This window comes from Oecophyllibacter saccharovorans (genome assembly GCF_006542375.1).
Classification (GTDB): Bacteria; Pseudomonadota; Alphaproteobacteria; order Acetobacterales; family Acetobacteraceae; genus Oecophyllibacter; species Oecophyllibacter saccharovorans.
In genome coordinates this window covers 1,131,423-1,152,326 of the sequence record NZ_CP038143.1, presented here as the reverse complement: position 1 = coordinate 1,152,326, position 20,904 = coordinate 1,131,423, and the positions used below count along the sequence as shown (strand labels likewise).

The following is a 20,904-nucleotide window of genomic DNA, read 5'->3' as shown; positions in this document are numbered from 1 at the left end:
AGCCATGCCGCCCAACCTGCCCCCCCTCTCCGGACCACAGAATACCGGACCGCGGAACAATGGGTCTGGAAACCGCCCTGCGGGTTCCGCCCGCCAGGACCGGCTGATCTGCCGCACGCAGCCTGACCCCGCTGTCACCGGACTGAAACTTCACCAGCGTCCGGCCGCTGCCTCCTGGAAAGCGCTGCAGAACATCGTCCAGGAACTCGGGCTGAAAGGCTTTGCCTTCGCCCGTCCCCTGCCCGCCACTTCCGAGCCCGCTGCCGGCAGCCCTGATCCCGACAGGATGCCTCTCGACTGGTTCGGTCCCCAGGGGCCCGACCCCCTGCCCTTCTCCAGCCTGCCAGCAGAAAGACGCCAGCTGGTGGAAAAGCGCCTGCGTCTCTGCCTGCCCGCCCTGCGCAGTGCCGCGCGCAGCAAGGGGCCGGAATGCGCCGCGCTGATGGACCTGGCGCTGCAGGTGCCGGATCTGGACAGCCTGTGGATCATCGGCGAAGGCATCGTGCTGGCCCCATGGGGCATGCGGCGCACAGAGCAGGCAGCTTCTTCGCGCGCAAGCGCCGCGCTGCCGGTCGCCCTCTCACCGCTCGGCCCCTTTCTGGGCCTGGAGCCGGGGAAAAGCCCAGCTGAGGGGGACAACCGGCGCAAGCCCCGCTCGTCTGCTGCAGACCAACCCCGGCGCGCTGAAAGCGGGCCTGCTGAAGCCGGCGCTGCGCCCCCCCAGCACAGGTTGCGTCCCTTCTTCATTCCGGCCGGGGTGGAACTCTGGCTCTCTGTTGTGCTGTGCGTCCTGACGGGTTTGCTGTTTTTCGGTCTCGCCTTTCGCGCTGTCCTTCTTCTGGGCTGGGGCAGCCTGTGGCCTGTCGCCCTGTTCTGACCTGATCTGAAAGCTCTGCATAAAAGTGCCGGAAAGAAGCCGAGAAGGAGGATCCGCAATGACCGAACTGCTGCGCACCACCAGCGAAAATGATTTCACCCCGCTCTCCAGCCAGGGGCAGCCGGTCAATCTCCTCTGGTCTGAGCTCAGGGCGTATCTTGAGGCCCGGCTTGGCCCGGCCGGGGCGGATCTTCTCACCGAGCCGGTCAGCGGGGCCAATGGGCAGACAGACTGGTACGGGCGCGAGGGAGCACCGCGCGCACGCCAGGATCTGCTGGCCCAGCTGGAAGAAATGAAACAGGCACTGGCTGCCCCGCCCCCAGCTGGGATGGGAGAGAGCGCTCAGCAGCTTGCCGCGCTGATCCCCATGGCTCTGACCATCCCTGACGACTCCTGCCTTCTTTCAGGTCCGCATGGTCCGGTTCTGGTGGCCTGGGGCAACAGGCCGGTTCAGGAAAGGCTTCAGCCTAAAGACATCACGGCCCTGGGTGCGCCCCTCCCACCGGGTCCGCCACCCTCTGCAGGCCAGCCCCCTTCCGGCAAACCGCCCTTGCCGCCTGTCTATACCCTGGCCCCGCACCGACCGCTTGGCCCCTGGCTGCGCTGGCTTCTGATCGGCGCTGTGCTGGGACTGACCGCCCTGGTGCTCTGGCTTGCTCCCCTGCTGCGCTTCTGGCTGAACATGCTCCTGTGTCGCTGGCCGCATTTCCTGTTCTGGCTGATTCTGTTCCTGGTGATCCTGCTGGCGACCGGGCTGTGTAGTGCCCTGCTGGTGCGCGCCTGGCCTCTGCACGCTGCACGGCGTGCTGCGCCCATGGGCAGGCGCGTGAAAGCGCTGCAGCTGCTGTTACGCTGGCCGGACCAGACCGAGGAAATCACGCTCGCTCTTGATGTGCTCACCCCTTCGGGCCAGCGGCTGGACGCAATGGCCCCAGCGGCTTCTCCCGCCGGCGCCACAACCGGGTTTCAGGAGCACACACGCCTGAAAACCCCTGACGGAAAGTCGGAAACGGTCTTCTGGGAGCTCGATCCCCCACCCGGCCTCTATACGGTCATGGTCGACCCGCAGGAGATGCCGGCAGAAGCAGCCATCCCGTTCCGGCTGGAGGTTTTCTACAAGGGCCGCCGCGTGGTGAACCGGCGGGGTATCGCGCGCGCAGGCCAGGGGCCGCAGCCCGTGGTCAGTTTCGTGGTGCCTGACTGAGCGCAGGCCAGCAGGATCCTGCCAACGCCGCGTGAAGCTGGCATTGCGGCAGGAGGTATGAGAAACAGAAAGAAGAGCTGCCGGGACCCGACTGGGGTGTCGGATGTTTTTTCCACTTCACCCGCCTGCCTTCGGTCAATTGGCTTTTCAGGTTTCAAAAACAGGTTCCAGATACATGCCGGCTCTCCCCTCCGACCGTCTTTCTGATGATGCAACCGGTGTCCTGTCCCTGGTGCCGAACAGCCTGCTGCAGTTCCGCACGCTGAGCCTGCCTGAAGGGCGACAGGTCAGGGCGCGCTTCTTTGAGGAAGAGCTCCCGCCCCTGCCGCAGGCCCCAGCACAGGCCCAGGCCCAGGCACAAACAACGGACGCTGCGCCGGAACCGGGTCCGGATAGCCAGCCACCGGAACCGGCCCAGCGCCGCGTGGCCCTGCGACGGGTCGAGACCGATCCTGCCACTGAAACGCAATACTGGCTCAAAGACGGTGTGAAGCAGCCACTGCCGCCCGGGGAGGAAGGTTACCTCCTGCGCGGTGAGGACGTGCTGGAGATCTTCGGCGATGAGTGGATCCCCCTTCCCTTTTTCGCCCGCCTGGGCAGCAGCGGCCAGGGGGCTTTCCTGCCCGGGCCGACCAACTGGGCGCGCGTGCGCCTGCGCACCCAGCGCCCTGATGAAGCCGGCGGCGTGCAGCCCGGCTCCCAACAGGCGAGCGCCCAGAAAGACAGCGACCAGAACAGGGGGAAAACCGCTCTGGCCGCAGACCTGGCCTTTGACACTACGCTTGAGGAAAGCGCGCATTTCACCGCGCTGCAGCCACAGATGCGCGAACGCGAGCTCGCTCTGGTCTCCGACATTGATGCGCTGGGCGCTTTTCTCTCCGAGGATTGGGTCAACGGGTGGCTGAAGGAAATTTTCGAGGAACGCCGCCCCCGCCGCCTGATGGCCATGATCCGCGAAGAGGCCGAAAACAACGGCCGGCCTCCGCTTCTGATCTATCAGGCAGCTTACCTGACCCTGCTCGACATGCTGGCGCGCTCAGGCAAAATGCCCACCGTGCGCCTGACCGATGAGCACGACGGTGCGCCTGTGCAGGTGGATCTGGTGCTTGACCTCGGCAATTTCCGCAGCTGCGGCATTCTCATCGAGGAGCTGCCCGGCATGCGCCAGCGCGAGGCGGACAGCTTCGCCCTGCAACTGCGTGATCTCAGCCAGGTGGACCGGGGCTACGACAGACCCTTTTCAAGCCGGATCGAATTCGCGCGCGCCAGTTTCGGCCGCGAGAACTACTCCCGCCGTTCGGGACGCGCACATGCCTTTGCCTGGCCCAGCCCTGTGCGCACAGGGCCCCAGGCTGAGCGACTGATGGCAGAGCGGAGCGGCAATGAAGGCAATACCGGCCTTTCCACCCCCAAGCGCTATCTCTGGGACACGCGACCGGCCGCACAGGGCTGGGTATACAATAATGGTGATGACGCCCGTCCCGATGCCCCGGAACTGCCGGTCAACGGGCCTTTCCGCGCCCAGCTTTACAAGATCCTCTCCCAGGGCCGCTTCCAGGCCTCACGCGAGGACCGGCAGGCTGCAGCGCAGCTCGGTCCCTGTTTCCTGTCACGCAGCGAGCTTTCCATCCTCATGCTGGAAGAGCTGCTGCTGCAGGCAGTGCGTTACATCAACGCGCCGGAATTCCGCCATACCCGGCCTGACAGCAACCGGCGGCGGCAGTTGCGTTCGGTCATGATCACCATGCCACCCGGCATGCCTCTGGCCGTGCAGCGCATCTTCCGCAGGCGCGCCGAAGCCGCGTTGGAACTTGCTAGCGCCATGGCTGGCATCACGCCGCCGCGCCTGAACCTGACCCTTGACGAAGCCACCGCCACGCAGCTCGTCTGGCTGCACAACGAGATCAAATACCGGCTCGGCGGCGAGGTCGAAGCGCTTTACAGGCTTTACGGAAGCTGGCCTGCAGGGGAGACCAAAACATCCGCAAGCGATCCGGAAGCCAAAGAGCGCGCGCCGAGCCTGCGGATTGCCAGCCTGGACATCGGCGGTGGCACCACGGATCTCATGATCGCCCGCTACGCGCTTGACGGCAGCAATGCGCTGGTGCCGCACCAGGAATTCCGGGAAAGCTTCGATGTGGCGGGCGACGACCTGCTGCGCGCCGTGATCGCGCGCGTGATCGTGCCGCCGCTTCAGCAGGCGCTGGAAAAAGCCGGCGTGCCTGACGCCCATGCCTTCCTGAAAACCCTGCTCGATGCCGACCGGGGCAACCAGACCGTTCAGGAGCGTTACCAGAGGCTCCTGCTGACCTCCACCCTGCTGGAGCCCGCAGCCCTGCACGCGCTGGGGCTTTACGAGCGCATCGACCCTTATACGCAGGGGGTGCTGGGCACCTTTCCCCTCAGCGAAAGCGCGCGTGACACGCTGAAGAAAAATGGCGAGAAAAGCGGCGCGCTTGAGCGCTGCAAAAGCTTTTTCAGCCAGCAGCTCAGCCGCCACCTGGCTGCCCATCAGCACCCACCCGTCACTTTTGACATTCTGCAGACACCGGTCACGGTTGAGTCACAGCCGATCGAAGAGGCCATTAACACGACCCTGCGCGGCCCGCTGACCAATTTGTGCGAAGCCGTGCGCGCCTGGGGCTGCGATGTGCTGCTGCTTTCCGGTAGGCCTTCAAAGCTGCGCTGCGTGCGCGATCTGGTTGCCTCCACGGCGGCTGTGGCGCCGCACCACATGTTCCCGCTGCATGATTATGCCATCGGCCCCCATTATCCGTTCCGCAACGTATCCACAGGGAAAATCGAAGATCCCAAAACAACAGTGGTGGTCGGCGCGGCCATCTGCGCGCAGGCCGAACGCGGCGCGCTGCCGAATTTTGCGCTGCGCACAGGGAGCTTCGGCATGAAGTCCACCGCGCGTTACCTGGGCCGGATGGCGGAAGACGGCCAGATCAGGGCTGAAGACGTGGTGGCGGAGCTGCCGGAAGCCATGGCGCCCGACGGGCCTGGGCAACCCGCCTCCGAACCCCTCACCTTCACCCTGAAGGGTGTCAACGGGGCAACAATGCTGGGCTATCGCCAGCTGCCGGCTGAAAGCTGGGGGGCGACACCGCTTTACCAGCTCGAATTCACCAAGCCTGCCCCCCAGCTGGCCCTGCCGCTCACAGTCACCCTCATCCGCAACCCCCTGCGGGAGGTGGAGGATGAGGAAGAACGCGGGGATTACTCGGCACAGGAGGATTTCAGGATTGATGACGTGACAGACGCCACTGGCGCGCCTGCCACTGCGCCGCTGGCACTGCGGTTGCAGACCACGCTCAATCCCGCCGGATACTGGCGCGACAGCGGTTACATCAAGCTGGACTGAACTGAAAAGCAAGGGAAAGCGCCATGACGCAGAAGACACCGCTTCAAACCACGCTCGACGCGCTGTCCCAGGCCGCAGTCAGCGGCAGCGCCTGGCTGGATGACAACGGAGCCGGCCCTGGCAGTGCAGCCAGCCGCCAGCTGCGCCAGGAGGCCCGCCTGGCCGCGCGCCTGGCCCAGGCAGCCGAGCGCCCGCCCGCCGTCGCCGCCTATGGCGCATCGCAGGCGGGGAAGTCCTATCTCGTCTCCTCGCTCACCAGCCCTGAAAATGCGCCGCTCACCCTGCGCTACGGCAGCCAGCGTCTCGACTTTCTCAAGGATATGAACCCCGATGGCGGCGGAGAGTCCTCAGGGCTCGTCACGCGTTTCACGACCCGCCAGCCAGAAGGCGCGCCTCAGGATGCACCTGTGCCCGTGCGGCTCCTCTCAGCCCTTGATGTGCTGAAAATCGCCGGCAACAGTTTCTACAGCGACTTCAAGCTCACCCGTCCTGCCCCTGAGCCCTCAAGCGCCTCCCGGCAGCTACACGCTCTGATAGAAGCCCTGCCTTCCGGAGAAATTCCTCCCACTGCCGGAAACACCGTTACCCGGAGCGGCCTCGACCGCGGCGACATTGAGGAGCTGGAGGATTATTTCAGCGACCGCCATGCGGCCAGCCCCTGGTATCAGGCCCTGGGCCAGGGATACTGGTCCCTGCTGGCAGCACATGTGCACCGCATGGACCCTGCAACCCTCATGCAGGCGCTGGCCCCGCTATGGGGCAATGTGGCTGAAATCGGCACTTTCACTGCTGAAGCCTTCCAGGCGCGGCTGAAGCTCGGTCCCGGTCATGAGGCTTTCTGTGCGACCGAAGCCCTGTTGCCGCGCGAGCGCGGTATCCTCAATGTCCAGACCCTCACCTCCGGCAGTCCTGAAAGCGAGGCGCCGCTCACCCTGGTCACCCGGGATGGGCAGCGTGTTGCCATCACGCGCCGCATGGCCTCAGCCCTGATCGCTGAACTCATCGCCCCGCTGGAAGGCGCACGCTGGCCATTTCAGCAGCAGACCGACATTCTCGACTTTCCGGGCGCGCGCTCGCGCTTGCTGATCCGCACTGAAGAAGACGCACAGGCCAAAGGGGCGGAGCTTTTCCTGCGCGGCAAGGTCGATCACCTGTTCCAGCGCTACCAGCAGGATTTCGATATCACCGCCATGCTCCTCTGCATCGGCGACAGCGCGCAGGAAGTCCGGGAACTGCCGCGACTGGTGACAAGCTGGGTCACCCACACCCTGGGGGCAACACCCGAGGCCCGGGCCGCGCAGGAGGACGCGCTTTTTCTGATCCTGACCAAGTTCGACACCGCACTTGTAGCCAAAGAGGGTTCCGATGATGCCCAGCCCGGGCGCTGGAACGAACGCCTGGGCGCTTCGATCGTCAATTACTGCGATACCCCGACCGAACGCGCCTGGCTTGAGGCCTGGAAGCCGGGGCAGCCCTTCGACAACGTGCAGTGGCTCCGCAATTCAAGCTACGGCGATACATATGAGCGCAATGCCGAGGGGGTGGAGACCACGCTCCGGGCTTCGCTTGCGGCCCGGCTGCCGCTGCTGAAGGAAGGATATCTCCGTTCCGAGCGCGTGCAGCGCTACATCCACGCCCCCATGCAGGCTTTCGATGCGGCCATGGCGCCCAATGATGGCGGCGTCAGCTATCTTGCCGCGCGCCTCGCCCCGGTTACTGCGCGCAATCCCAAGACCGCCCAGCTCCTGGCACGCGCCCGAGACTGCGCGCAGGAGCTGCACCAGGTGCTGGCCGGACGCTACCACGATGAGAGCGGCCGCGACCCGGAAGGGGAGGCGGAAAAGCTTCTGCAGTCCGTGGGGCCGCAGATTCTGGAGCTGGCGCGCAGCCGCCGGGTTTTCGGGGCTTTTCTGCGCCGCCTCAGCCCGACGCGTGACGAGATGATCACTGCCTGGAAAGATTTCTCACGCCAGAGCGCGCCCACCCCGACCGGCCCTTCAAGCGACAGCCTGCTGGAAGGGCTGCTGGGCAAGGGCAAGGCCGATACGCCGGCTCTGGCCCAGGAAGGGCAGAAACGGAAATTCGATGATTTCGCCCGTCAGGCCCTGGCCACCTGGAAAGAGAAGACCCTCCTCACCCTGCGCGAATCGCCACGGGAACTGGCTTATTTCGGCCTGGACCGGGAAAGCTGCGACCGGCTGATAAACCAGCTTCTGGCCCTGGCTGAGCATCTGCCCCATCGCCAGGACGGGCTTGCAGGCCTACTGGCCGAACGGCTGCGTGCAAGCTGCGATTATGACAGCCCTCTCAACCAGTCAGGCGAAAAGCAGGGGGTGATCTGTGCGCAGACGATCGGTGATTTCATCGCCTATCTCGGCTATCAGCGCGTTCCTGAAAAAGCGGTGCCTGCCACCCAGCCCCGCAATCTCACAACAGGACAGCCGGTTTTTGTACAGCCCCAGGACCCGCTTGCCAGCCTGACCCGCACCCAACTCAGCGAAGAAGTGGGCCTGACCCCGGAGCTGACCTATTGTCTGGACTGGCTGGCCGCCCTGCTGGCAGCCGCCCGCCAGGCGGGCCCCCAATATGACCGGAAGGCCAATGCAGCGCTTGGCAAGGTATTGACGCAGCTGAAAGACGCGCAGGCACACCTGGCCCAGGCTGGATCGCCGGGAACGGATCTGCAAGGCTGAGCTGACAACAGCGTTACTCCACCAAGCTGGAACTGAACTGCAATGACGATGACTGACGAAGATGAGCTCTGGGGCGCCGTTGCGGGCCCGCACAAATACGGTGTGACCCTGCGCCTGCCCGGCCATGCCGATGCGGCAATGCGGCTGAAGGCTGTTTCTCTGCGTGCGCCTGGAACCGGCTTTCTCGAAACGCCTCGCGGCCCCTGCGCGATCCGGGCCGATGGAGGAGACCTCCTGGTCCATATTCCCATGGACATAGCCGAGCAGTTCGATCCTGACACACCCTACCTGCTGGAAATTCCCGAACTCGGCCTGACAGGCTCGGTCGAAAGCTGGCCTGCGCCTGCAGCGACCGGCCCCACTCTGGAAGAGCTGATGCAGGGTCTCAACGCCCCGACCCCTGCCCCCAAACCGCCAACGCCTCCGTCCCCAGCGCCCGAAACGCCTGCACCTGCCGCTGCCGCAACCGCCATTCCCGTAATGGGCAGCTTTCATCTGCCGGACCGCAACAGGCGCCGCGCTATTTTCTGGGCGCTGGCAGGCGCGCTCCTGCTCTTCTTCGTGCTTCCGCTTCTGCTGGGCTGGCTGTTCTGGGGACGGATCTTCCACCATGACCCGACACCGACCAGGCCTTCCGCCAAGGGAAACCCCGGCATGCTGGCCGGTCTCGACGGCGGCCTGCACGCACCACCCAAGACAGCCGTCCCCGCCACCACGGCCGTCCACCCGCTAACGGAACCGACCACAGCCTCAACGCCTGAAAAAACACCTGAAAAGAAGCCAGCAACGCCCGTCCGCAACGGGGATCTCGGGCTGCTGAGCGTGCCGGAAGTGATCCGCCAGGCCCCTGACACGGCGGCCATCCGCCAGGAAGGTGACCGCCGCCTGACCAATGGCCATCCCGATGACGGCGTGCTGCTGCTTGAAGCGGCTGCCAAGCGGGGCGACAGCACGGCCCAGCTGGACCTGGCGCATCTCTATGATCCCACCCGCTTCAAGGAAGGCAGCCCGCTGCCTGCGCCCGACATGCGTGAATCGGCTGATTATTACCGGCAGGCGGTCAAAAACGGTGCACAGGCAGCTCCGGCAGACCGCGCGGCCCTGCAGGAGTACCTAAAGAAACTCATCGCTTCCGGAGATAACCCGGCTGCGAGCGGCACGCTGAAGGATTACTGGCCATGAGGCTGTCTGTTTTCTCTCCGGCAATGTCCGCACGCCGTCTGGCTTTCTCGCTGGGTCTGACGACACTGGCCCTGCTTGCCCCCCTGACCTGCCTGCAGGCAGAGCCCCTGCTGCAGGCAGGCAAAAAAAGCCTGTATCAGCACGTCATCACCCGACCGGGCGCGCAGATCTTTCCCACCGCTTCAGGCGGAAAGGGAGAAAACGTGGAGGGTTTCCGTATCTTCTATGTTTTCGGCCGCCAGAACGGACGCGTGCAGGTGGGCGATACCCTCAAGGGCCAGCCTAAGGGCTGGATCCCCGAAGACAGGACCATTCCGTGGCAGCACACCATGATCGCTGCCTTCACCAATCCGGCCGGGCGCAGCCGGGCCCTGTTTCTCGATTCCGCCGCCAGCGAGGACAAGCTGCTGACCGACCCGAATTCCGGCCAGCAGGCTGCCGCGCTGACACGTCAGGCCCTCGCTGCCAGCGCAAGCAAAAACCCTTCCACGACCGCGGCCGACAGCGGGCCGGTCGTGGCTCTCGAGCCTGAAAACTATATCGACATCACCAAGAATTTCTACCTGCTGCCCATCCTGGACGCCCATGAGATCGAACGTGACAGCGGGCCGAGCGTGCGGCGCCTGCATGTCATTTCCGCTCCGGCCGAACCCAGCGCACCGCAGGCCGCTTCCCCTGAAGCGCTCAAGAAATTCAGGGGCGGGCTGGTTTTCGTCATAGATACGACAACCAGCATGGAGCCCTACATTCAGGAAACACGCGCCGCCATCAAGGACATCGTCAATCTGGTCGGCAATTCAGCTGCAGGACAGAATTTCCGCTTCGGCCTTATCGGCTACCGTGACAGCCTGGCTGACGCGCCGAAGCTCGGCTATGCGACAAAGCTTTTCGCCAAGCCGGATTTTTCCCAGCCCCTCAACAGCATTCTGCCCGCCATCGCCGATGTCCATGCCACGGACGTGTCCTCCAGCAGCTTCGATGAAGATGCTGCAGCCGGGGTCAAAAGCGCCATTGACGATGTGGACTGGGACGGGCTGGGCGGGCGTTATATCGTGCTGATCACCGATGCCGGCGCGCGCGACGGCACAGACCCCCACAGCCTGACCCGGCTCAACATCCCCGAGCTCCGGCGGCTGGCAGCCGAGAAGGGGATCGCGCTGTTCGTGGTCCATCTCCTCACCCCGGCCGGCAAGGTGGCAGGCGACCACGCAAAAGCAGCGACGCAGTATCGGAATCTCTCCTCCTTCAATGGCCAGACGCTTTACTACCCTGTGCCGAACGGCAGCCCGCAGGCCTTCCGCCCGGTGGTGCAGAAGATAGCCACCCAGATTCTCCAGCAGGTCGCTGACACGACCGGCCGGCCGATCGCAGGGTTGACCCCCCAGGAGGAAAAAGCGCGCAAGGCCGACCCGCGCATGAGTGTTGTGGCGCAGGCGATGCGCCTGGCCTATCTGGGGCGGCTGGAGAAGACCGGCGCCCCTGACATCGTGCAGAGCTATACCGCAGACCGCGACCCGGCCAATACGCTGCGCCGCTCGCTGGACATCCGCGTGCTGCTGACCCGCAACCAGCTCTCCGATCTGGCGGCCACCCTGCAGCGCATTCTCGATGCCGGTCTTGCAGGCAAGACGGATCCCAAGAATTTCTTCCAGCAGCTCCAGGCCACTTTCGCCGCGTCAGCCCGCAATCCGTCCCAGCTGGGTTCCGTGGACAGGATCGGCAATTACCTGGGCGAATATCTCGACGGTCTTCCCTATAAATCGGAGATCGCCTCCATCACCCCTGAAAGCTGGCTGGCCATGGGGGCCGGGCAGCAGCGCATGCTCCTCAACAGCATCGCCTCGCGCCTGCGGCTGTACCAGGATTACGAAGCCCATCCTGAGCTCTGGGTCCGCCTCGGCAGTTCCAAAGATCCTGGCGACGCCGTCTTTCCTGTGCCCCTTGATGAACTCCCTTGAGATGGCGGGTGCCACAACGCCCCCTCTCGTTGAAGCGAAAGAGCTGAGCTGGGAAGCGCCTGACGGCAGCTTCTGCCTGCAGGTGCCCCAATTCACCCTGGCTCCGGGCGAACGCCTGGCCATAACCGGACCTTCAGGCGCCGGCAAAAGCACTCTGCTGGGCCTGCTTTCCCTTGCCCTGCGCCCCCGCAACGCCCAACAGCTCCGCCTGCTGGGTCACGAAGCCTTGGGGCTCTGGCAGGCCGATAATCTCACCGCCTTGCAGACCCTCCGCAGCCGCACGCTTGGCTTCGTCCCCCAGACCGGAGCACTGCTTCCCTTTCTGAGTGCACGCGAAAACATCGCCCTGCCCCTGGCGCGCGATCCCTCGTCCCAAACCACGTCTTACGCGCGCGCTGACCTTCAGAAACTGGCTGAGAAGCTTGAGATCGCCTCCTGCCTGGACCGCAGACCCGACCAGCTCTCGGTAGGACAGCGCCAGCGTGTTGCGGTCGCCCGGGCGCTGATCAACAGACGCCCCCTGATTCTGGCTGACGAGCCAAGCGCCGCCCTGCATCCCCTGCAGGCAAGAAGGGTCATGGAGCTCCTCCACGGCCTGCCCGCCTCCCAGGCCGGCGTGATCATGGTCACCCATGATGCGGCCCTGGCGCGCAATGTCGGTTTCCGCTGTCTCGAAGTGCAGATGCACACGCCCCGACCGGGCCCGCGGGAAAACACCTCTGGCCGCCCCGCAGTGACCCGCACCCTGATCAGCACGCAACCGGAAACTGATGGAAAAGCAGGAGAGACATTTTCATGAAACCCTTTGCAGCGTTTCCCCTGGTCTTCCGGCTGGCCTGGCGGGACCTGTGGTCGGAAAAGGTGATGGCCCTCTGCCTGGTGATCGGCCTTTCCGCCACTGCCGCGCCGCTCCTGCTGCTGGCCGGCCTCAAGGCGGGGCTCGTTGAAGGAATGCGCACCACGCTGCTGCAGGACCCCCATATCCGCGAGATCGACAGCGCTGCCAACCGCACTTTCACCGCAACCTGGCTGGACGAACTCGCCCACCGCCCTGATGTGGCCTTCGTCATGCCCCGCACGCGCACCCTGGCCGCCAGCGTGCTGCTCGTCCCCCGGGACCGGCGCGAAGAGGCCCGGCGTGTCGAGCTGCTGCCCACCCGCAGCGGTGATCCCCTTCTCGGCAACCAGCAGGCCAGGCTCCCGAAGGGACAGGCCGATCAGAACATCATTCTTTCAGCCAGTGCGGCGGCCAGCCTGCATGTGCAGCCGGGCGGCAGCTTGGTGATGCGCGTAAGCAGGCTCGGCACACCGCCGGAAACGGCATTGCAGCCCCTCAGAGTCGCAGCTGTTGCCCCCGCTTCAGCCAGTGGGCGCGACGTGGGGTTTGTTTCCCTGCCCCTTGCGGAAGCGGTGGAACTCTACCGTGAGCACACGCCCCCGCTTGACTGGCAGGCAGCCCTGCAGCTCGGCGGAAAAGCCTCGAATGATCAGCGCAACGTGGAGACCCTCTATCCCGGGTTCAGGCTTTACGCCAGACACATGGAAAACGTGCCTGCACTGAGCCACTGGTTCGCAGCCCAGAATGTCGACGTGGTCTCACAGGCAGGGGAAATCGACCGGTTACTCACGCTGGATCGCAGCCTGTCAGCCCTGTTTCTGCTGACGGCCATTCTGGGCATAAGTGGCTTTTTCCTTGCCCTCGGCACAGGGATGTGGGCGCTCGTGCAGCGCAAGCGCCTTTCGCTGGCCACGATGGGGTTTTTCGGCGTGCGCGGCATGCTCTGGTTCCCGGTTTTTCAGGGCGAATGTCTGGCTCTTGCGGCCATCGGGCTGGCTCTGGGCGGCGCCACGCTCATGGGGGCTGCGATCAACCTGGTTTTTGCGCATGTCCTGCCGTCCGGGCAGAAATTATGCCTCCTGCAACCCGCTGTTTACGGAGCGGCCCTCGGTCTGACGCTGCTCGGTGCCTTTGTCGCGACTTTCCTGGCCGGCTGGCGCGCAAGCAGGCTCCAGCCCTGGGAGGGGGTCAGCGCGCCATGAGAGCCCTCTCTTCTGAGAAACCCTTCCTGTCACGGCCTATGACTGGAGCCGGATTATTTGTTCTGGGGGCTTTACTGGCGGCCTCTGTCAGCAGCCTGGCCAACGCGACTGCGCCTGAAATCAGCTGGCCTTCCAAACTCATCGATCCCCATCCCCTGCCTGATGATCTTGTGCTTCCGCTTCCCTGTGGCGGGGCAATGGCCTTCCGCGCGGTCGATGTGCCCCTTCCCACTGAAACATTGCTGGCGGACCGCCCGATCACGCTCGGCGCCCCCACCCCCCAGGAAGGCTACAGCCAGTTCACCCTGCAGACCTGGCTTTCGGCTCCCTTCAAACCACAGGGAAAGGGAGAACAGACCCGAAAAATGCGGCGCTACTACCTGGCCAAATACGATGTGACCCGCAACCAGTACACTGCCGTCATGGAAGGCACCAAAGGTCACTGCCCGGCTGCCCCGACCCTTACCTCCCCAAGCGGCGGCCAGAAGCCGCAGACCTCGATCTCCTGGAACGAGGCCCAGGATTTTCTGGCACTCTGGACAAGCTGGCTGCTGAAAAACGCCCCCCAGACCCTGCCGCAACACCAAGGCACGCCCGGCTTTCTGCGTTTGCCGACCGACGCTGAATGGGGCTATGCCGCACGCGGCGGAGCAAAGGTGAGCCCGGAGGGCTTTCAGCAGCCCATGTGGCCCCTACCTGAGGGGGCCTTGAAGGAAGACTACATCGTTGCCGGCGCTCAGGACGGGCTGCAGAAGATCGGCAGCAAGAAGCCCAACCCGCTTGGCCTTTATGACATGCTGGGAGAGGTGGACCAGATGATGCAGGAGCCTTACCGCCTGCATCATGGCGAGCGCCTTCAGGGGCAGGCCGGCGGACTCCAGCTGCGGGGCGGCAATTATCTGGCTGCCAGTGCGGATGAGCTGAGCACGGCAACCCGCAGTGAAGCGCCAGCCTATAACGTGCGCACCGGGGAACCGACACGCCAGGTCACCACAGGCATACGCGTTGCGATCGGCGCCAATGCGCTCGATTCGCCTCAGGCCGTCACACAGGCTGAAAAGGAATTCCAGGCGCTGTATGCGCATTACGCCCAGCAGGCCGCCCGTAATTCGCCTGCGGCCCAGAGCCTGCTGACTTCCATGAGCGCACACGCCACCGATGCCGCCAGCAAAGCGGAACTTGCGCGCATCAAGGCCCAGCTGGCTGCCGAAGCGCAGAAACGCGAAGAGACCGAACAGCTTGCCGTCCACGCGCAGCTTGAAGCCCTGATGGCTCTTGGCGGCAATATCGGTGAGCTCGACCATGTGGCAAGTTTCATCGCAACCCAGCTTGAGCAGCTCAGCAAGGCCGCACCTGGCCAGGACCTTTCACAGGCCCGCGCCAATCTGGCACGAAGGCGTGCCCAGATCCGCGTGCAGAGCGAAGCCTATGCAGAACTCATACGCTCCATGATCCGCCAGCTGCCGGACCGCGATCTTCTGGCAAAAGCGGCCCAGGAGGAAAAAACAGCCCTGCAGCAGGCAGGCCGCACGGACAGCCTGCCCCTTCTGTCCATTGCACTTGAAGATCTGCAGCAGGCCGCCACAGGCCATATGCCGGCACCTGAGGAAATTGCACGTCAGTTTCATCGCGCCACCCCCTGACCGCGTTGGCCGCGCGCCAGCTGTCACGCTGTGGGGTCAGATGTGCCCCAACAGATCGGCCATGCGTTTCTGGCTTTCCTGAACTTTCTGGATGTTCTCCGTGGCTGGCAGGCGTGAAGCGTCGCGTATGTTCTGAAGCTCGCTTCTGGCTTGGACCTCCTGGCGGGCTGAAAGCGTCCGGGCTGCGGAAGCCTGCTTCAGGCGCTTCTGCAGCTGTGCGGTACGCAGATTGAGCGCGCGGAGCTGGGCCTGGCGTCCTGCCAGGTTCTGCTGGGCAGACTGCGCCTCGGCATTGGCCTGGTCCAGCGCCTGCCGGGCAGAGGCTGAAGCGGCCTGACTGTCGCGCAGCTGCTGGGAAAGACCGCGCGTGCGTTGGTCGTAACCGCCCCCTACCGCGCAGCCGAAGCCCGTATAAAGATCAGTCTGGTTCGGATCGCAATTGGCTGCACATCCACCGGCAAGCAGCGCGACTGCCAGGGCCGCAGCCCCTGTTCTGCCAGAAATTCTCTGCATGTCCCGACGACCCCCTTCAGCTGCCGAGCGGCTGGGCAGGGGGGGCCATGGCGCTGAGCGCGGTCAGAGCCTTGCCTTCCTGCTCCAACGTTTTTGCCGAGCTCAGCTCGGTCGCAGCGGTCTCATCGAGAACCTGCGCCGTGTCGGAGCTGACATTGTTGTGGGCCGTCTGGCGCATGCTGGCGGCATTCTTGCGATAGGTTGCCGCCAGGGTCTGGAGCTGGCGGGCATTTTCCTGAAAATGCCGGGTCTGTTCCTGATATTGCTGCGCCGTAATCTGATGGGCGCGATACTGGGCATTGAGGGCCGTCAGCTGGACGCGCGCCTGCTGGGTGATGTTGCGCGCCGCCTGGGCCGATTCCTCTGACTGAGTGGCATCGCGCTGCGCATCGGAGATGGCATGCAGCAGGTCATCTTCCGTCATCTGCTGCGACTGCGTGCGTTCGGCCACCCAGTAACCCGTGCCCGCCCCGAGAGCCAGACCGCTCAACCCACCGATCATCGCGCCTTTACCACCGCCGGCTAGCGCCCCGATCCCAGCGCCCAGCAAGGCACCCGTCAAAGCGCCTGCACCGATCGTCTGGTTGTATTGCGCATTGCGCTGGCGGATCAGGCGCTCGGCAGGGGTCAGGCTGGGATCATCCATGGCGCTGACACAGCCGGTCAGGAAAACCACCGAAGCCAGGGCCACAGAACTGGCATGACGCATGTCTGTTTCTCCTCACAACCGCCCTTGAACAGGGACAGGCGCACCGGGAAAGGGGCTGGCACCACAAGATACTCAGCACCCCATTCGCCGCTGAAGTCTAGTTTTCCCCCTGGGCTGAAGCAACTCCCTACAGGCTGCCGGCCAGGATCGTCCGGCAAAATGCCCTGTGAAACCAGAATGCAGAGCAGCCAGAAGAGAGGGCACAAACAAAAAGGCGTGCCCAACCGGACACGCCCTGAAAAATCTCTCTGAACAACTGGAGCGGGCGAAGGGATTCGAACCCTCGACCCCAACCTTGGCAAGGTTGTGCTCTACCCCTGAGCTACGCCCGCATTCCGTTGCTGGACAGGTTATGCCTCAACTGCGCTGATGAATGCAACAGAAAAATTATCTCTTTTGCCAGAATCTTTCCGGTATCTTTCCGGTCTCCACTTATAAGCCTTGGCCTTGAACCTTGCAGCTTCAGCTCTGCAGACCAATCTCTAAATTCATTCTTCACCCCAAAGGTCCCTTTTCATGAGCTTGCCCCCTTCCTCCACGTCCTCGCTTCTGTCCGGCACCACAGCTGCCCCCGGTGCTTTGCCTGCTGGCTCCCTCTCAACGGGGCCCGCTAGCCTGGAAAATACCGGCATTGCTGACGGTGCCGATGACATCCGGGAAGCCGATGAAAAGACTTTCATGACCGATGTCATCGAAGCCAGCCGCACCAAGCCAGTGGTGGTCGATTTCTGGGCTTCGGGGAATGCAGCCTGCCAGCAGCTCACGCCTCTTCTGGAAGAGGCGGTGCGCGCGACTGCAGGCCAGGTCCGCCTGGTGAAAGTGGATGTCAAAACCAACAAGGCCCTTACGGCCCAGCTGATGCAGATCGGCCTGCCGCTGCAGGCTGTCCCGCTCGTCGTCGCTTTCTGGAAAGGCAATGTTGTTGATGTCTTTCAGGGTCTCAAACCGGTTTCCTTCATCCGCACCTTCATTGAAACACTCCTCAAGGATGCGGGCCTGGCCATGCCGGCGACCGAGCTGCTGAAACAGGCCACTGCCGCCCTCAAGGCGCAGGACGGCGCACAGGCGGCTTCGCTGTACAGCCAGGTTCTGGAAGCGGAGCCTGAAAATCCGGCTGCCTGGAGCGGGCTGATCCGGGCCCTGCTGGCGTTGGATGACGTTGAAAGCGCTGAGGAAACACTGGGTGAAGTGCCTGAAAGCCTTGCTGACAACGAGGACATCACCAGTGCGCGCCAGGCGATCGCCCTGTTCAAGGAAAGTCAGGGTGCGGCGGGAGAGCTGGAGACACTGCGCAAAGAAGCGCAGGCCAGGCCTGAGGATGTGGACACGCAGCTGAAATATGCTTCCGCCCTCAATGGCAGCGGCAAACGTGATGAGGCGGCAGATGTGCTTCTGGGCCTGATTGCCAAGGACCGGGAAGGCCCTGCACGCGCCGAGTTGTTGCGCTTCTTCGATGGCTGGGGCCATGCTGATCCCGCCACCATGACAGCGCGGCGCAAACTTTCCACCCTTCTGTTTACCTGAGGGAGTTCGCTCCCTTAAGAATCTCAACCAGAAATCCGGTCGTGCAAGGAAGGAATTGCCCTGAATCAGCCATTTTCCCGTTTCAGGCTTTCAGCAGGAGAAAATTTCATGAAAAATCATGAAATGGCCCTTCGGCACTGCTGGAAGATCAGAGTCGGGACAGACTGAATTTTTGGTCCGGAGTCGTCTTTTCTCTTGCGCACGCTCAGTTTGAGCGAACTCTGGAGAACAGCTTCGGTCTGAAAGGATCAAGAAGATGCATGAGGTTTCATTGAAACGGCGCGTTCCACCGCGTTCTGAACTCACATTGGCCGATATCCCTCCGAATGTCGGGCTGTTCCCCCTGCGCGGCACGCTCCTGCTACCCAACGGTCATCTGCCGCTGCACATCTATGAGCCACGCTATATCGCCCTCATGGAGCACGCCCTGGCAACGACGCGCCTGATCGGCGTGATCCAGCCTTATGGTATGACGGCCTTCGGACGCCCCGCTCCCCTGCAGTCCACCGGGACACTGGGCCGCATCACCGCTTTCGAGGAAGGCAGTGACGGGCGCTTTTCTCTCACCCTGACCGGCGTCTGCCGCTTCCGCCTTCTGCAGGCCGAACGCAGGGAAGAAGGATGGCGCGAGGGGCGGATCGACATCTTTCCCTACAGCCACGATCTGCTGGAGAGCACAGCCCCCCTGTTGGACCGACCAGCCCTGAAGCGATCTCTGAAGCATTATTTCGAGCGTCATCAGCTCGAAACAGACTGGAAAAAGCTTGAAGCGCTCGACGATGAAACCCTTCTGATCGCCCTGCCCATGATCCTGCCCCTGGATGCCGGGGACAAACAGGCCCTGCTGGAAGCCCCTGACCTCAACGAACGGGCTAGCCTTCTGTTCGATATGCTGGACCAGGACTGAGCGCCCCTTTCCAATCCCCCCGCTTCCGGTTAGGTGTGGCCCATGATGAAACAATCTGCCTCCGCGCCCGCTCCCGACGAGACCCCCTCCTCTGACGGGCGACTCCCCGGCACCGACGCTGCCGGCTCCACAGACCCGCAACGGGAAGTAGCGCTTGACCCGCGTCTGCTGGCCCGGCTGGTCTGCCCGGTGACCAAGGGACCGCTGGAATATGACCGCCAGCACAACAGGCTTCTCAGCCCGCAGGCCCGTCTGGCCTATCCCGTCCGGGATGGCATCCCGCTCATGCTGCCTGAAGAAGCCACGCCTTACTGAAAGCGTCTGTCCGGCAGCCTCTCCTCACCGCAGGGCTCTCGACTTTTACTGCTGCCCAGCCACGTTGGACGGTCCGTTAGCGCCATAAGTCACATCCGTATCGGTGGTGACCTGGCGCGGAGTCACGTCAACTGTATCCCCGCCCATACCGGTCCCCATCGATGTGGGGGATACAGAATGCGACGTCTGGCCCTGACTGTCATTTTCACCCTGGTCAGGCGCGCCGATCGGGCGGTTCAGGCCTGGCACCGGCACTTCCGCTTCCTCACCCTCTTCACCCCGGAAAGTAGTTGGCGGATAAGGAACGCTCATATCCGCCTTGGGTTGGCTCTTGAGCAGGTTTTCCGGAGCCAGTGCGGAACATCCGCCGGTCAGACTTCCCACAGTCAGCAACAGGGGCAGGCCCCACCTTCTGAGCCCGATATTGGCAGAACCCGAATCCTGAACACGTGACAGCTGCGCATCCGGGCAACGGCGCGCCGCAAACATGCCGGCTCTTCCCGGACGGAAAAATCGTGACCTCGGCATCCAGCAGGTTCCTCTCCTAAAGAGACGCAGCTGTTCACGGACAGCCCGTCAAGAAACTGGTCGTCAGGACCCGGGGCGCGCTGACCCGGCAACTGTGGTATCGCGCATCGGAGCCGCAGTCCTTTCAGGCCGTAGCACATTCCACAGGTCTGACCCATCCCTTGACGCACACCGGCCTACATGAAAAGAGGCGTCATGTTCAAGGGACCCCTCTCCACCCCCGCTGACAGGCGACGGGCCTGGCATGACAGTCTTTTTGCCGATCACGCGATCTTTCGCCTGTCCTGGACCAATCTTGCCTGCGTGGTGCCGGGAAAAGTCTGGCGCTCAAATCACCCGACTCCCGGCCGGCTCAGCCGCCAGGCACCCCAGCTTGGCCTGAAGACCCTCATCAACCTGCGCGGCAAACGCGACTGCGGCTCCGATGCGCTGGCACGTGAACGTGCACACGCACTGCACCTGCCCTGCATCGACATGGCTTTTGAAAGCCGCAATGCCCCCCACAAGGACAGGGTGCTGCGCTTTTGTGAGCTTTATCGCCGCCTGGAGGCTGAAAAGGGTTTTCCGCTGCTGATGCACTGCAAATCCGGTGCAGATCGGGCGGGACTAGCCAGCGGACTGGTCCTTCTCCTTGAAGGGGGCACGGTTCAGCAGGCCCTGGCGCAGCTGCATTGGCGTCACCTGCATTTCCACCGCTCGCGCACCGGTGTTCTGGACGCTTTCTTCCTGCGTTACTGGCAACAACTTGCTTGCGAGAAGGTGCCTGCAAACAGTCGGCTCCGATTCATGAACTGGATCAGGGAGGAGTACGATGAGGAAAAATTACGCGATGAATGGAAGCAGGGGTCTTTGCGCCACCAGCTTCCAGCCCTGCTTCGGCAGCTGAGACGCTCTTGAAAAGAGACTCTCTGAAAACCAACCTTCCCCGCCCTGCCTATCAGGCAGTGCTGCCCGGACCATTGCCTAATGTCGCAAGGCTTTTCAGCAGCGCGCGGAGCTGAGCACGCAGCTCCCGGTTGTCAATGGCACAATAGGCCACGAGAACTTCATCGGCCTCCGCTGATGAAATGCGGCTTTTCGCGGCACTCTCTGCGGGCGATGGCCCCCCTTCCCGCATCAGAGCTTCATCGCGGGTTTCAGCGGCCGGCTCAGGGGCAGGATGTTCTTCTCTGAAGCCTTCCTCCGGGCGGAAAAAATGGCTGACCGGCACGCTGAACAGGCGAGCGATATGATAAAGCTTCCCGGCACTGATCCGGTTGACACCACGCTCATATTTCTGGACCTGCTGAAAAGAGACTCCCAGAACCTCGCCAAGCTTCTCCTGGGTCACTCTATGCTCATTGCGCAACTGGCGAATCTTCTGCCCGATAGAGGCATCTATGGAATTTTTCTTCTCCATCCAGCCCTTCGAACCCCATTCCTCCAGTGATTATCCTGTCTCCTG

16 protein-coding genes, 1 tRNA gene and 1 pseudogene are annotated in these 20,904 nt (G+C 63.4%); 13 read left to right on the top strand and 5 right to left on the bottom strand.

The genetic code is table 11. The features are described 5' to 3' along the window. Nucleotides 1-4: 4 nt before the first annotated feature. The 9 genes and pseudogenes from E3E11_RS04995 to E3E11_RS04960 all read left to right on the top strand — a co-directional run bounded on the left by E3E11_RS04995 (nt 5) and on the right by E3E11_RS04960 (nt 14,964). Nucleotides 5-877: a hypothetical protein gene (locus E3E11_RS04995; RefSeq protein WP_141451435.1), complete on the top strand. Its 873-nt coding sequence runs from the start codon at nt 5-7 to the stop codon at nt 875-877. A 58-nt stretch (nt 878-935) separates the two neighbouring features. After that, complete coding sequence (locus E3E11_RS04990) at nt 936-2,081, top strand: hypothetical protein (protein ID WP_141451434.1); 1,146 nt, start codon at nt 936-938, stop codon at nt 2,079-2,081. A gap of 175 nt (nt 2,082-2,256) precedes the next feature. Further along, complete coding sequence (locus E3E11_RS04985) at nt 2,257-5,448, top strand: virulence factor SrfB (protein WP_168189205.1); 3,192 nt, start codon at nt 2,257-2,259, stop codon at nt 5,446-5,448. A 23-nt stretch (nt 5,449-5,471) separates the two neighbouring features. After that, the gene (locus E3E11_RS04980) at nt 5,472-8,141 is read left to right on the top strand and encodes a virulence factor SrfC family protein (RefSeq protein ID WP_141451432.1); all 2,670 of its coding nucleotides are present in this window, start codon (nt 5,472-5,474) and stop codon (nt 8,139-8,141) included. 48 nt (nt 8,142-8,189) lie between these two features. Beyond that, nucleotides 8,190-9,323, top strand: coding sequence for a hypothetical protein (locus tag E3E11_RS04975; RefSeq protein ID WP_168189204.1), 1,134 nt, complete (start codon nt 8,190-8,192; stop codon nt 9,321-9,323). Continuing rightward, a complete protein-coding gene (locus E3E11_RS04970) occupies nt 9,320-11,281 on the top strand; it encodes a vWA domain-containing protein (RefSeq protein ID WP_141451430.1) in 1,962 nt (653 codons plus the stop codon). The genes E3E11_RS04975 and E3E11_RS04970 overlap by 4 nt, the downstream gene beginning before the upstream one ends. Nucleotides 11,282-11,357: 76 nt before the next feature. Beyond that, nucleotides 11,358-12,080 (top strand): annotated as a pseudogene (locus tag E3E11_RS04965) (ABC transporter ATP-binding protein); the annotation flags it as partial. Continuing rightward, nucleotides 12,077-13,321 carry an ABC transporter permease gene (locus E3E11_RS08465; protein WP_168189203.1) on the top strand — a complete coding sequence of 415 codons (1,245 nt, stop codon included), beginning with the start codon at nt 12,077-12,079 and terminating at the stop codon, nt 13,319-13,321. The pseudogene E3E11_RS04965 and the gene E3E11_RS08465, both read left to right, overlap by 4 nt. Beyond that, nucleotides 13,318-14,964, top strand: coding sequence for a formylglycine-generating enzyme family protein (locus tag E3E11_RS04960; protein WP_168189202.1), 1,647 nt, complete (start codon nt 13,318-13,320; stop codon nt 14,962-14,964). Before E3E11_RS08465 ends, E3E11_RS04960 begins: the two co-directional genes overlap by 4 nt. Before the next feature lie 36 nt (nt 14,965-15,000). Here E3E11_RS04960 and E3E11_RS04955 read toward each other — a convergent pair whose 3' ends face one another. From E3E11_RS04955 to E3E11_RS04945, 3 genes are all read right to left on the bottom strand, one after another. Beyond that, nucleotides 15,001-15,477: a hypothetical protein gene (locus tag E3E11_RS04955; RefSeq protein WP_141451427.1), complete on the bottom strand. Its 477-nt coding sequence runs from the start codon at nt 15,475-15,477 to the stop codon at nt 15,001-15,003. 16 nt (nt 15,478-15,493) lie between these two features. Next, complete coding sequence (locus tag E3E11_RS04950) at nt 15,494-16,186, bottom strand: hypothetical protein (protein WP_141451426.1); 693 nt, start codon at nt 16,184-16,186, stop codon at nt 15,494-15,496. A gap of 257 nt (nt 16,187-16,443) precedes the next feature. Next, a tRNA-Gly gene (locus E3E11_RS04945) sits at nt 16,444-16,518 on the bottom strand. 184 nt (nt 16,519-16,702) lie between these two features. Between E3E11_RS04945 and E3E11_RS04940 the strand changes: the two genes are divergently transcribed. From E3E11_RS04940 to E3E11_RS08565, 3 genes are all read left to right on the top strand, one after another. Further along, entirely contained in the window at nt 16,703-17,710 is a 1,008-nt protein-coding gene (locus tag E3E11_RS04940) for a tetratricopeptide repeat protein (protein ID WP_141451425.1), read from the top strand. Between the two features lie 307 nt (nt 17,711-18,017). Next, complete coding sequence (locus E3E11_RS04935) at nt 18,018-18,617, top strand: LON peptidase substrate-binding domain-containing protein (protein ID WP_231118832.1); 600 nt, start codon at nt 18,018-18,020, stop codon at nt 18,615-18,617. Between the two features lie 165 nt (nt 18,618-18,782). Then, on the top strand, nt 18,783-18,932 hold the full coding sequence (locus E3E11_RS08565; protein WP_231119032.1) for a Trm112 family protein: 150 nt from the start codon (nt 18,783-18,785) through the stop codon (nt 18,930-18,932). 45 nt (nt 18,933-18,977) lie between these two features. On the opposite strand, the gene E3E11_RS04925 is transcribed toward E3E11_RS08565, so the two are convergent. After that, complete coding sequence (locus tag E3E11_RS04925) at nt 18,978-19,421, bottom strand: hypothetical protein (protein ID WP_141451423.1); 444 nt, start codon at nt 19,419-19,421, stop codon at nt 18,978-18,980. A gap of 234 nt (nt 19,422-19,655) precedes the next feature. On the opposite strand from E3E11_RS04925, the gene E3E11_RS04920 reads away from it, so the two are divergent. Beyond that, a complete protein-coding gene (locus E3E11_RS04920; RefSeq protein WP_141451422.1) occupies nt 19,656-20,357 on the top strand; it encodes a tyrosine-protein phosphatase in 702 nt (233 codons plus the stop codon). 40 nt (nt 20,358-20,397) lie between these two features. Here the strand turns inward: E3E11_RS04920 and E3E11_RS04915 are convergent, their stop codons facing one another. Further along, the gene (locus E3E11_RS04915; protein ID WP_141451421.1) at nt 20,398-20,859 is read right to left on the bottom strand and encodes a helix-turn-helix domain-containing protein; all 462 of its coding nucleotides are present in this window, start codon (nt 20,857-20,859) and stop codon (nt 20,398-20,400) included. Nucleotides 20,860-20,904: the final 45 nt, after the last annotated feature.